The 13,376-nt window shown below is 43.1% G+C and carries 9 protein-coding genes; 4 read left to right on the top strand and 5 right to left on the bottom strand.

From position 1 onward, the window contains the following. Window positions 1–3: 3 nt before the first annotated feature. Together FFR00_RS09115 and FFR00_RS09110 are read right to left on the bottom strand one after the other, a co-directional pair. Window positions 4–399: a SufE family protein gene (locus FFR00_RS09115; protein ID WP_137673078.1), complete on the bottom strand. Its 396-nt coding sequence runs from the start codon at window positions 397–399 to the stop codon at window positions 4–6. Continuing rightward, a complete protein-coding gene (locus tag FFR00_RS09110; RefSeq protein ID WP_161985132.1) occupies window positions 392–1,606 on the bottom strand; it encodes an aminotransferase class V-fold PLP-dependent enzyme in 1,215 nt (404 codons plus the stop codon). The genes FFR00_RS09115 and FFR00_RS09110 overlap by 8 nt, the downstream gene beginning before the upstream one ends. Window positions 1,607–1,714: 108 nt before the next feature. Here FFR00_RS09110 and FFR00_RS09105 point away from each other — a divergent pair, with 108 nt between their 5' ends. Both FFR00_RS09105 and nhaD read left to right on the top strand, forming a co-directional pair. Continuing rightward, the gene (locus FFR00_RS09105; protein WP_137673076.1) at window positions 1,715–2,890 is read left to right on the top strand and encodes a GGDEF domain-containing protein; all 1,176 of its coding nucleotides are present in this window, start codon (window positions 1,715–1,717) and stop codon (window positions 2,888–2,890) included. Between the two features lie 60 nt (window positions 2,891–2,950). After that, on the top strand, window positions 2,951–4,366 hold the full coding sequence (gene nhaD / locus FFR00_RS09100) for a sodium:proton antiporter NhaD (RefSeq protein WP_137673075.1): 1,416 nt from the start codon (window positions 2,951–2,953) through the stop codon (window positions 4,364–4,366). Between the two features lie 80 nt (window positions 4,367–4,446). On the opposite strand, the gene FFR00_RS09095 is transcribed toward nhaD, so the two are convergent. The 3 genes from FFR00_RS09095 to FFR00_RS09085 are packed head-to-tail and all read right to left on the bottom strand — an operon-like array spanning window position 4,447 to window position 9,166. Then, window positions 4,447–5,946 (bottom strand): SpoVR family protein, encoded by a 1,500-nt coding sequence (locus FFR00_RS09095; RefSeq protein ID WP_137673074.1) that lies wholly within the window; start codon window positions 5,944–5,946, stop codon window positions 4,447–4,449. A gap of 7 nt (window positions 5,947–5,953) precedes the next feature. After that, entirely contained in the window at window positions 5,954–7,225 is a 1,272-nt protein-coding gene (locus FFR00_RS09090; RefSeq protein WP_137673073.1) for a YeaH/YhbH family protein, read from the bottom strand. Window positions 7,226–7,243: 18 nt separating this feature from the next. Next, a complete protein-coding gene (locus tag FFR00_RS09085; RefSeq protein ID WP_137673072.1) occupies window positions 7,244–9,166 on the bottom strand; it encodes a PrkA family serine protein kinase in 1,923 nt (640 codons plus the stop codon). A 770-nt stretch (window positions 9,167–9,936) separates the two neighbouring features. Here FFR00_RS09085 and FFR00_RS09080 point away from each other — a divergent pair. After that, entirely contained in the window at window positions 9,937–11,616 is a 1,680-nt protein-coding gene (locus FFR00_RS09080) for a sodium:solute symporter family protein (protein ID WP_137673071.1), read from the top strand. Window positions 11,617–11,852: 236 nt separating this feature from the next. Further along, complete coding sequence (locus FFR00_RS09075) at window positions 11,853–13,265, top strand: triacylglycerol lipase (protein ID WP_137673070.1); 1,413 nt, start codon at window positions 11,853–11,855, stop codon at window positions 13,263–13,265. Window positions 13,266–13,376 lie beyond the last annotated feature (111 nt).

The raw sequence follows: 13,376 nt of genomic DNA, 5'->3' as shown, positions 1-13,376 counted from the left end.
GCTCTAATCTAAACTAGATATTTCCCGCCAAATAGCGCTTATACCATTGTTTCTAGATTCACTTAAATGGTGAGCCAAACCTAGCTCTTGTAGGGTATGGTTAAAAAGCGCTTTAGCCTCTTTAGTTGGTTTGTTTAAGCAAGCGAGTACAATGACTAATAGGCCTTTTATGATGCGAGCATTGCTATCTACATAGAGCTTATTATCGTGAAGGTGGAGCCACACTTCGCTTTCACAGCCTTCAACTTGCTTCTCTTCTATTTTCAACGAAACATCCATGGGTTTAAGTTGTTTGGCTAATAGTAATAGCTGTCGGTAGCGTTCTTCCCATGCGCCACAGTCTGCGAAACGTAGTGTTATGGCCTCTAAATCAAGTTCTATTTGTGGAGTGTTAATCATCAAATAACTCCATAACTTTGTTGATGGCGTCTAAAGCTTGGTCAATGTCTGATTGCTCACTGTAAATACCTAGCGACAAGCGAATACTGCCTTGCGGAGATAAAGTATTGCTCAATGGCATGGCGCAGTGGTGCCCGCAACGCAAGGCGACATTATATTGGTCGAATAGCGTGGCAGCGTCTTGTGGGTGAACATTTCTTAGATTAAAAGCAATGATGCCCACACGCATCATTGGTTTGCCAACCAGTTCAACCTGAGGATGCTGCTCCAGTTTTTGCAAAGCATAGTTGAGCAGTGAGCGCTCAACACTAAGGCGTTCTTTAAGAGGGAATTGGTTCAAAAACTGGACCGCAGAAGCAAGACCAATTGCACCAATAATATTTGGAGTACCTGCTTCTAGCCGGTAGGGAAGAGTATTCCAAGTGCTTTGCTCAAACGACACCTTGCTGATCATTTCCCCGCCAAACACGCTTGGCTGTATTTGCTCAAGCGCTTGCTCGGCACCGTAAAGCACGCCAATGCCGGTTGGTCCGTATAGTTTGTGTCCGGAAAACAAATAGTAGTCACAGCCTAAACGGTTTACATCAATGTCTAAGTGAGCCACTGCTTGTGCGCCATCTACTACAATTTTAGCGCCTACTTGATGAGCGATACGAGAAAGCTCTGGTATTGGCTGCATTGCGCCTATGCTGTTTGAGACATGCGTAACGGCAACTATTTTACATTTATTACTGATGTGTTGACGAAAATACCCAAGGTCTATATCACCATTCTCTAATACCGGAATGACTTTTAGCTCGGCGTTGTTACGTTTAGCAAGCTGTTGCCAAGGAACTAAATTTGAATGGTGCTCCATTTCCGATAACCAAATGTGGTCACCTTCAGCGACTAGGTGCGCTAATCCATCGGCGAGTAGATTTACCGCTTGGGTGGTGCCACTAGTAAAAATGATGTTTTGCGCTTTGGCACCTATAAACTCTGCTATAGTTTTTCTTGCCAACTCAAAGGCGTTGGTCGCGTTGCGAGCAAAGCTATGGCTTGCGCGGTGTACATTTGCGTGGCCCTGGCGGTAGTATTGTTCTATCTCTGACAATACCTGTTCAGGAACTTGAGTTGACGCGGCGCTATCAAGATAAGCAATTTGTTGATTGTTACCGTTTAGCGACGGGAAAAACTGGCGATAGCGAGTATTCTTAAGTGAAGTCACATTGATTCTTTATTTGGCAACTAAAACCGATATTGTAGCCTTAGGCGCTTAGCTAAACTAGCTTATATCGGTGTTCTCTTCGATTTAACATTAGGAGTTAAGGGTAAGATGCAACAGCCTCCCGTTTCGCAGGCATGGAAAAGTGTTTTTTTAGGTTTCCCCCTTCCTAGTCAAGAGCGGCAATTTAGTAATTTTCAATGGCAGCAACAACGGCGGTTTCTCGCTTGGGTACAGCTTGTTTATTGTGGCTGCATATTAGGTTTTTTACTTTTCACTGGTTTATTGCTCGAAGGGTGGCAGCAAGCTAATTGGCAAGCGTCTTTGGGTTTGGCGTGCTGGCTACTTTCACAGTTGATACTGACTTGGTGTAGCTTACAGATTGTAAAAGCGCGGGTCGCGCATTGTTTGTTTGCGGTACTGACACTGCAGCATTTTGTGTTAATGGCTGTATTAATGAGTTCGGAGAGTTTGCTTAGCATCAGTGCGCCTAGTTGGTTAGTGTTTAGCCTACCAGTATTACTGATGTTGTTTTACATGCCATTTTTCTTAGCATTGCTCGTGTTACTAGTCGCTAGCTCATATTCCTTTGTTGCAGCAAGTTCATTGCATATAGAGACTCAAAGCGATTGGTTTAATAGTGAGCTGGTAAATACTTCACTCATTTACGCTTTACTGGCCTTGCTTATTGGTTTGTCACATAACTTAAGGCGCTTCCGCTATACCTACGAACAAGGCATTGATTTATGTAACGATAAAGCAGAAGTGTCCGCGGGAGCTTCAAGCTTAGAGCACTCCTCGAGCGATACTGATGAGTTAACGGGCTATGCTAATTTTGTACGGTTTAGGCAGTTTTCTGAAATAGAAATTGAACGTAGCTCCCGTTATCAAAATGCCTATTCGATACTTTTGATTAACGTCAACCATTTCAGCGTGTATCGTGATAAGTTAGGCAGTGATGACGCTAATCAGTTGCTGGTGAAACTTGCCAATTTTTTACAGTCTAAAATTCGTAAAGTTGACCTGCTAGCTCGTTGCGATAATGACCAATTTGTTATTGGTTTACCTGAGTCGAGCCTCTATCAAGCGCTAGATACCGCCGAGCGGGTCCACGATGCGCTGAATAGTGAATTTTGGGAAATGTTTCCTGATGATTTAGATTTAGGATCGCGCTTAGGTGTTGCTTGTATAGACGGTACAACAAACACCATTGACCAGTTAATGGCCAAAGCTGAAAATGCAATGAACAATCATCGAAGTGCAAGTGCGCTAAGCTACGGGCGTTAGCACTAATTTCAAAAAACAATCGTTAAACAAAATCAGCATTCGCCTAAGGAGTGGGAATTGATGCGTATATTGTTGTCCTTACTATTGTTGTTATTCTCTTCCGCCAGTTATGCCTCTGAAGGACTCAACTTAGTGAACTCTTGGGTGGGTTATACCGCCTTGGTTATTTTTGCTTTTGCCTATCTACTGGTTATGAGCGAAGAAGTGATTCATTTAAGAAAATCTAAACCAGTACTAGTGGCCGCTGGCTTAATTTGGTTTTTGATTGCCATTTATTACCGGGGGTCTGGCCAAGAAGAGCTGGTTACCGCGGCCTTCAGGCATAATCTTCTCGAATTTTCTGAGTTAATGTTGTTCTTACTAGTGGCGATGACCTACATCAATGCCATGGAAGAGCGCCGTTTGTTTGATGCCTTACGGGCTTGGCTTGTGAGCAAAAAACTCAGCTATAGAAAATTGTTCTGGCTTACTGGTTGCCTCGCGTTTGTGATTTCTCCGGTCGCCGATAACCTCACTACAGCCTTGTTAATGTGTGCAGTTGTCACCAAGGTGGCTCACGGTAACAGCCGCTTTATTAACTTGGCTTGTATTAACATTGTGGTAGGTGCTAATGCCGGCGGAGCCTTTAGTCCGTTTGGTGATATCACTACCTTAATGGTTTGGCAAAAAGGTTTAGTTACTTTTGGTCAGTTCTTTGATTTGCTGGTTCCGTCTTTTGTTAACTTTGTAGTGCCTGCTTTCATTATGTCGTTTTTTGTTTCTGCAGAAAGAGTTGAGGCTGAAAACGAAACGGTTGAGTTAAAACGTGGTGCACGCCGTATTGTGGGTTTATTCCTAGTTACTATTGCTACCGCTGTTATGGGGCACAGTTTGTTCCATATGCCGCCAGTGATGGGCATGATGATGGGCTTAGGTTATTTGCAGTTCTTTGGTTATTTCCTACGTACAACATTGGCTAGCAGCTTACACAAAAAAGCAGTAAACGCGATTTCTCACCGCGATGATGCTCGTTTAAAAGCCCTAGGTAGCGTGGTGCCTTTCGATATCTTTAACCGGGTTGCGCGTGCCGAATGGGACACCTTGCTGTTCTTTTATGGTGTTGTTATTTGTGTGGGAGGCTTAGGTTTTATTGGTTACCTAGAAATGGCCTCTAATATGATGTACCTGAACTGGGATCCTACCTACGCCAATATTGCGGTAGGGGTATTAAGTGCCATTGTTGATAACATTCCAGTGATGTTTGCAGTGTTGACTATGGAGCCTAGCATGTCTTTAGGCCAGTGGTTGCTAGTGACCTTAACGGCTGGTGTTGGCGGCAGTATGCTATCTATTGGTTCTGCAGCGGGTGTGGCATTAATGGGGCAAGCTCGTGGTCACTATACTTTTATTAGCCACTTACGTTGGGCGCCGGTAATTGCAATTGGTTATGCAGCTTCTATTGTGTGTCACTTAGCCATTAACAAAGCCTTGTTTTAATCGTGGTGTATAATGACAATGTTTAGTTGAAGTAAAAGCCACCCTAGGGGGGCTTTTTTATTGGCTGAGTCACAATGCAACTATTCGGGCTTAGGGCAACGAGCTAGCTCTTGTATGCTGCCGTTGTCATCCACTTGTTCTAGTATCACATCAAAGCCCCATAAGCGGTGGAGGTGCTTTATTACTTCTTCTTTGCTTTTACCTAGGGGAATGTTTTGGTGGGGAACATAACGAAGTGTTAACGAACGATCGCCTCGTAAATTAACATTGTGTACCTGAATATTGGGTTCAATGTTACTTAGGTTGTATTGCGCGCTTAACGCCTCTCTTACTTGTTGATAGCCATGGTCATCATGAATCGCTTTCACTTTAAGATAAGGTTTGCTTTCGTTGTCATCAAGCGTAAATAGCTTTAAATCGCGAATGACTTTAGGGGATAAAAACTGACTAATAAAACTCTCATCCTTAAAGTTTTGCATGGCGAAATGTAAGGTTTTTAACCAATCACTACCGGCAATATCAGGAAACCATTGTCGGTCTTCATCGGTCGGATTTTCACAAATTCGACGAATATCAGTCATCATGGCAAACCCTAATGCGTAAGGATTGATGCCATTAAAGTATGGACTGTTATAAGCAGGCTGCATCACCACGCTGGTATGGCTATGCAAAATCTCAAGAATAAAACGCTCGCTTACTTGTCCATGGTCGAACATATGGTTAGTAATGGTGTAATGCCAAAAGGTGGCCCAGCCTTCATTCATGACTTGAGTTTGTTTCTGCGGATAAAAGTATTGACTAATTTTACGCACAATACGTACGACTTCGCGTTGCCACGTCTCAAGCAAAGGAGCGTGTTTTTCGATGAAATAAAGAATGTTTTCCTCAGGCGATGCAGGAAAGCGTTCGCGCTGTTCTACATCTGGGTTTTCTTTAGTGGGAATGGTTTTCCATAGCTCGTTAATTTGGCTTTGTAGGTACTCAGCTCGCGAATCTTGTCGGGATTTTTCTTCTTCCATAGAAATAGGGGAAGGGCGCTTGTAGCGATCGACACCGTAGTTCATTAAGGCATGGCAAGAATCGAGCAGATCTTCAACCGCTTGCACACCGTGGCGAGCCTCACACTTGCTGATATAGTTTTTAGCAAATACTAGGTAATCAATAATTGAACTGGCATCAGTCCATGTTTTAAATAAGTAATTGTTTTTAAAGAAACTGTTGTGGCCGAAACAAGCGTGGGCAATCACCAATGCCTGCATCGGCATGGTGTTTTCCTCCATTAAATAGGCAATACATGGATCTGAGTTAATCACTATTTCGTAGGCCAAGCCCATTTGACCGCGTTTATAGGTTTGCTCAGTTTGAATAAACTTTTTGCCGTAGGACCAGTGATGATAACCAATTGGCATACCTACACTGGAGTAAGCGTCCATCATTTGCTCTGCAGTTATCACCTCAATTTGGTTGGGGTAGGTATCTAACTGGTAATGCTGAGCTACCTTTTCAATTTCTTGATGGTATAGCTCTAACATTTCAAAGGTCCAGTCTGGTCCATCGGGCAACATTTTTGTTTTGCTCATGTGGGCCTCACGCAGTGGTTTTTTTGAAGAGGTCTCTAAAGGTCGGCAGAATTTCTTCAGCATTTTTCACATGACGAATAGAGAAGTTGGGGAAAATTTCACTGAGTTGTTCGTATTCGTGCCATAAGCTTTGGTGGGCTCGGCTGGTGATTTCTATATATGCGTAGTGACGGCTTAGCGGAAGTAAGGTTTTTTCTAACAAGGCGCGACATTTTGGGGAGTCGTCAGCCCAATTATCGCCGTCTGACGCTTGCGCGGCATAAATATTCCATTGGTTTTTAGGGTAACGCTCTTCAACGATCTTATCCATTAAGTTGAGCGCACTGGATACAATGGTTCCGCCCGTTTCTTGGGAATAGAAGAATTCGTGTTCGTCTACTTCTTTAGCTTGAGTGTGGTGGCGAATGAATACAACGTCAATTTTTTCGTAGCTGCGGGTTAAGAACAAATACAGTAATAAATAGAAACGTTTAGCGATATCTTTAGTCGCTTGATCCATCGAGCCTGATACATCCATTAAGCAAAACATGACCGCTTGGCTGCTGGGCACAGGATGTTTGGCAAAGTTATTAAACTTCAAATCAAAGGTATCTATAAATGGGATATTCTTGAGTTTTCTTTTTAGCTCAGTTATTTCGGCTTTTATCGCTTCAATTTCGCTGTGAGGAACGTGTGAGTCCTGTTTATTCTCTTCAAGCTGAGTCTCTAATGCCCGTAAACGCTTGCGTTTATCGCCACCCATGGCCATACGCCGCGCTAAAGAGTTTTGCAAAGAACGCACAATATTAATGTTGGCTGGCACACCTTCGTTAGTAAAGCCAGCACGCGCAGTACGGTATTCAACAATACTGTCTACGTCGGTTTCCTGCAGGTTAGGTAGTTCTAAATCGTCAAACAGAATGTCTAGATATTCATCTTTTGAAATGTTGAATTGAAATTCTTCAGACCCTTCGCCTTGGTCACTAGCATCGCCATCACCAGGGCCTCCGCCGCCTTCTCCTTGAGGCGGCCGTTCTATTTTGTCGCCGGTGCCAAATTGGTCATTACCGGGTAGGGTACGTTGGCGATGTCCGCCTTCGCCCTGATGAAAAAACGGCTCGGTAATGTCTTTATGCGGAATGCTAATGCTTTCGCTGTTTTCCAAATCTTGAATACTACGCTGATTAACCGCGTCGTTTACGGCGCGTTTGATTTGGCTTTTATAGCGGCGAATAAAGCGCTGGCGGTTAACCGCGCTTTTATTCTTGCCGTTTAAACGTCGATCGATAAAATGAGCCATAGGCGCCCTCCAACAAATCTATGAAGATTTACGAACGCGTAAATACCATTCCGATAACAAACGAACTTGTTTACGGGTATAGCCTTTTTCCATCATGCGAGACACAAAATCGTCGTGTTTTTGTTGGTCGTCGGCAGAGGTTTTGGTATTGAATGAAATAACCGGTAATAGATCTTCAGTATTTGAGAACATCTTTTTCTCAATCACGGTGCGAAGTTTTTCGTAACTGCTCCAGTTTGGATTTTCGCCTTCGTTTCCGGCGCGAGCGCGGAGCACAAAGTTGACTATCTCGTTACGGAAGTCTTTGGGATTGCTGATACCTGCCGGCTTCTCTATTTTTTCCAGCTCAGCATTTAAGGCTGCACGGTCAAATAGTTGACCTGTATCTGGGTCTCGATACTCTTGATCTTGAATCCAAAAATCAGCGTAGATTACGTAACGATCGAAGATGTTCTGCCCATATTCGGAGTAAGATTCTAAATAAGCGGTTTGAATTTCCTTACCTATAAAGTCTACATACTTAGGAATTAAGTAGCCTTTGAGGTGCTCTAAGTAGCGGTCTGATACTTCTTGGCTGTACTGTTCGCGTTCAATCTGTTGCTCTAATACGTAGAAGAGATGCACCGCATTGGCGGCGACTTCGGTGGTATCAAAGTTAAACACTCGGGATAAAATCTTGAAAGCAAAGCGAGTAGACAAGCCTTCCATGCCCTCGTTTACTCCGGCAAAGTCTCGGTATTCCTGATAAGACTTCGCTTTAGGATCGGTATCTTTTAAGGTTTCGCCGTCGTAAACCCGCATCTTAGAGTAGATACTTGAGTTTTCAGGGTCTTTGAGCCGAGATAACACAGAGAATTGAGCGAGAAGTTCTAAGGTGCTAGGCGCACATTTTGCTGTGTTTAGTTCGCTATTATCTAGTAGCTTCTGATAGATGTTTATTTCTTCGCTTACTCGTAAACAGTAGGGCACTTTTACAATGTAAACGCGGTCTAAAAAGGCTTCGTTATTTTTGTTATTTCTAAATGTTTGCCACTCAGATTCGTTAGAGTGGGCCAAAATAATACCTTCAAATGGAATGGCTGATAAACCTTCGGTGCCGTTGAAGTTACCCTCTTGAGTGGCGGTAAGTAGCGGATGTAGCACCTTAATTGGGGCTTTAAACATCTCCACAAACTCCATCAAACCTTGGTTGGCCCTACATAACGCGCCAGAATAGCTGTAGGCATCAGGGTCATTTTGAGCGAAATGCTCTAACTGGCGAATATCAACTTTACCCACTAAGGATGAGATATCTTGGTTATTTTCATCACCAGGTTCAGTTTTCGCGACAGCTATTTGATTCAGTATTGATGGGTAACACTTAACCACTTTAAACTTGGTAATGTCCCCGCCATACTCTTGCAAGCGTTTAGCGGCCCAAGGCGACATAATGGTCCTGAGGTGGCGCTTACTAATACCATATTCTTTTTCGAGTATGTGGCCATCTTCATTGGCGTCGAATAGGCAAAATGGGTGGTCATTAACAGGTGAGCCTTTAATACGGTATATAGGTACTAGCTGCATTAACGCTTTAAGTTTTTCGGCTAAAGATGATTTACCTCCACCCACAGGCCCAAGTAAATACAATATCTGCTTACGTTCTTCTAGGCCTTGAGAGGAATGTTTTAAGTAAGACACAATCTGCTCGATACTGTCTTCCATGCCATAAAACTCTTTAAAGGCCGGGTAGCGGGCAATAACACGGTTGGAAAATAGTCGGCTTAAGCGGGGGTCTTTAGAAGTATCGACCATTTCTGGTTCGCCAATGGCCAACAACAAGCGTTCGGCGGCACTGGCATAAGTGCTAGGTTGTTCTTTACAAAGTGTTAAAAATTGATCGAGAGATAACTCTTCTTCTTGAGCTTGCTCATAACGCTGTTGATAGTGGTCAAAAATACTCATGGCCTAGGCCTCCTAAAACAAGCTATCTCTATAAAAGATAGAATTTGGAAACAAAAGATTTCATGAAGCGCTAAAATAAGCTTATACCATGGTCAAAATAAATTTATAAAAAATAAGCATTTTTTTGCAAAGTTAAAGTCATCAATTGTTGCCACGCGGTCAGATAAAATCAGATTGTTCAAAATTCGGTATATTCAAAAATTTTTTCTAAAAAACATGAGTTGTTATTAAGTAAAGTACGTTTGAAACCTTAAAAGAGATCGAAAAATGGTTCGTTTCTTCAGCATGTTAGCTTGTTCACATAAAGTTAATGAATTGTAAAATTTAAGGTTGACCTTCCAAATTAACATGCTAATTTAGATTGGTAGCTTGAACCTTCTAGCTTTGGTCGGCGAGCACTACATCGAGGGGAGTAGTGTTGAAGGTTTCCAAAAAGCACGTTTCCATTGGCTCTTGCTTTGCAAGAGCTCTTTTTTTGTCTTTTCCTATGTGTCCTACGTTTGTATCCGGTTGAATTATCCTCGTTAGACTAAAGGATAGCTTTTTAACCCTTAGTCTTTACTCTTTGTATTTCATGTTGTTACAGCGTCAATTAAATTGAGAGCTGGGTTTATCACTATTGAGTCACTCATCTATACCAAAGTCTAAGTTTCAAGCACTTAATAAACACCTAAGTTGATACGTAACAATTATTTAACCTTTGGGTTGTTGTGACAGATTTATTCAGTGAGCAGCTAGCACTATCTTTTAAAGATGCAGCGCAGCATTAGATGGATATTCAAACTTGGACATCGATATTTATCGCTTCTAGCTTTACCCTGTATATGATTATTGCGGTATGGGCTAAGGCCAAGACCACCCACGATTTTTATCTCGCCAATGCACAAATTCATCCTCTTACAAATGGCCTCGCTAGTGCTGCTAATTGGATGTCGGCTGCTTCTTTTATTTCCTTGGCAGGACTGATTTCTTTTTTAGGCTACGACGCTGCGGTTTACCTCATGGGCTGGACCGGCGGGTATGTGTTGCTCGCTTTATGCTTAGCCCCGTATTTAAAGCGCTTTGGTCAGGTAACCGTGGCAGACTTTATTGGCGAGCGCTATTACTCCCAATCGGCGCGTTTATTGGCTGTAACCTGTACGGTGTTTATTAGCTTTATCTATGTTGCAGGCCAAATGCGCGGCGTAGGCGTAGTGTTTGCTCGATTTCTCGATGTAAATGTAAACCTTGGTGTGATGTTAGGCATGGCTATAGTGTTTGTTTACGCAGTGTGGGGAGGAATGAAAGGCATCACCTATACGCAAGTGGCGCAATATTGCGTATTAATTTTTGCCTTTTTAGTGCCGGCTATTTTTACCTCGTTCGCGCTTACCGGGCAAGTATTCCCACAAATAGGTCTCGGAGCCAGTTTAAGTGGCAGTTCTGAGGTGTATTTATTAGACCGCTTAGATGGTTTGTCGCAACAGCTAGGTTTTAACTCTTTCACCAATGGCGCACGAAGTTTAGCCGATAGATTCTTTATTACCGCTGCATTGATGATGGGAACAGCGGGCTTGCCGCATATTATTATTCGCTTTCAAACCGTTGCGAAAGTAAAAGATACCCGTTTATCGGTGGCTTACGCTTTGGTGTTTATCGCTATTTTGTATACCGCCGCACCTGCTGTGGCCGCTTTTGCCAAAGTGAATATTATTGAATCAATTAATGGCGCAAATATGCAGGGTGTTGCTGAAGAGCATAGCCCTGCCTGGTTGAGTAATTGGCAGCAAGCCGGCTTAGTAGAGTGGAGCGACAACAACGGTGATGGACGGTTGTTTTATTCAGGCGACCAGCGAAATGAGATTGGCATTAATCCCGATATTATTGTGTTAGCTTCCCCTGAATTAGCCCAGCTACCTAACTGGGTGGTCGCCCTAGTGGCGGCCGGTGGCTTAGCGGCCGCATTGTCTACCGCTGCAGGTTTATTGCTGGTGATTTCTAGCTCAATTTCTCACGACATACTTAAGCAAACGCTGAACAAAAATTTGAGTGACCAACAAGAGCTAAAGTGGGCGCGAATAAGTGCGGTTATAGCGATTATTGCTGCCGGCTATTTTGGTGCTAATCCCCCTGCGCTTGTGGCTGAAGTGGTTGCTATTGCTTTTGGTTTGGCGGCGAGTTCGTTGTTTCCGGCAATCATCTTAGGCATCTTTGTCCGTAAAATGAGTCGACAAGCCGCTATCGCAGGCATGCTTAACGGAATGTTATTTACGCTTGGTTACATTGTTTATTTTAAGTACCTGAATCCTCCAGCCAACAACGCCGACGGCTGGCTTTGGGGAATATCACCAGAGGGTATCGGTGCTTTAGGTATGGTGATTAACTTTTCCAGCGCATTTGTGATTCAATATTTTGTTAATCCTGCCCCTAAAACTATCCAACAATTGGTTGTCAGCTTGCGCCAACCTTAGTCTATTGGCTATGTTTTTGTGGTTTAGCCTGCTCGTCACTGTTCATTATCTGCTACAGCCAAATCGGCAAATATTGGCTTTGCTGACAAGCTAATATCGCGAAACGTCAGGTTTCTTCTTAAGCTCATTATTAACGATAACAAAACTATCGTTGCTATTTGTTAACCATTGTTTAACATCTGGCCTTTTATTGTAAAGTACTGAAATAAATCTACTAATTACATGGAAGTAATAAAATGAAGCTGATTTTTGTGCATGGTTGGAGCGTAACCAATACTTCTACCTACGGGGAGTTGCCGCAGTCCTTAGTGTCTAAGTCTGCTTCGGTAGGCCTTAGCATCGATATAGACCACATCTATTTGGGTAAATACATCAGCTTTCATGATGAAGTGTCGATGGATGATATTGCTCGCGCTATGGAACAAGCCTTAAAAGATCTTCCTGGTAATCAAGACCAGATTCAACCTTTCTCATGCATTACTCATTCTACCGGGGGGCCTGTTGTACGAGCCTGGGTAGATAAGTATTACGGCTCTGCGGGACTCGCCACATTACCCTTGCAGCATTTAGTAATGTTGGCGCCGGCAAATCATGGCTCTACTCTGGCGGCTTTAGGTAAGCAGCGGGTAGGGCGAATTAAATCTTGGTTTGCTGGCGTTGAACCTGGTCAGCGAATACTTGATTGGCTTTGTTTGGGTAGCCAAGGGCAATGGCAGCTTAATGAAAACGGTATGGCTTATGATTATGCCAATAACAGCTTCTATCCTTTTGTGTTATCTGGCCAAGGAATTGATAGCAAATTCTATGATTTTTTAAATGGCTATCTGGTTGAATCAGGGTCTGATGGTGTTGTAAGGGTAGCTGGCGCTAATATGAATTACCGATATTTAGCCTTGGAGCAATCAGAAGAGCTGATTAATGGGGTGGCGGGCAAAGCTTACCGCTTAAAACCCAGTGACATTGAACCAATTCGTCGACCCGCTGCCGTGCCTATTGGCGTGTTAAGTGAGTTTAGCCACTCGGGTACCAAAATGGGTATTTTGGCAAACAAAGCCAACACCGCAAACCACCATATTGTGGTAGACCAAGTTCTTGCCTGTTTAACAGTAAACTCAGCTGCGGATTATTCTCAGCGAAGCCAAGAGATGAAGCAGCTGACTCAATCTGAACAGGCCAAAGTGCCTATCGGTAAAAAGCAGCTTATTGGTAAGTATTGCATGTTGGTGGTGAGAGTACGTGACCAAAATGGCGAGCATATTCAAAATGAAGATTATGATATTTTGCTTCTGGCAGGCAAAGGTTATAAGCCTCACCAACTGCCCGAGGGCTTTTTTGTTGATAAGCAAATGAACACCGCAACTCATAGTTTGGTGTATTACATTGATGCCGACAAAATGTCGCAAATCAAAGATAACTGCTTTGGTTTGCAAGTGATGGCAAGGCCAAACAAAGGCTTCTCTTTTTACTGCAATACACAGTTTCGTTCAGAAGGTTTAGCCATAGACGAAGTGTGTGGTGCTAATCAAACCACTTACATTGATATTACTATTCACCGAGAGGTAGATAAGAATGTGTTTAGGTTTGATAAGGCCAGTAATCCTAGCGGTAGCTTTAAAAATGTAAAACCTTCAGGTGATGTTATCTCCTAAATGAACTTCGTTGCGGCGTAATGGTGAGTTGCTTACTGTTACGCCCGCCTAATATCAGGTTACCGTAAGTTACTGCCTGTTGAGTCAAATTCCCGCTAAGTTGGCTCTTTA

Source organism: Agarivorans sp. Toyoura001, assembly GCF_005405585.1.
Lineage (GTDB): Bacteria > Pseudomonadota > Gammaproteobacteria > Enterobacterales > Celerinatantimonadaceae > Agarivorans.
The sequence above is the reverse complement of the archived record's forward strand: the minus strand, read 5'-3'. Positions and strand labels throughout refer to the sequence as shown.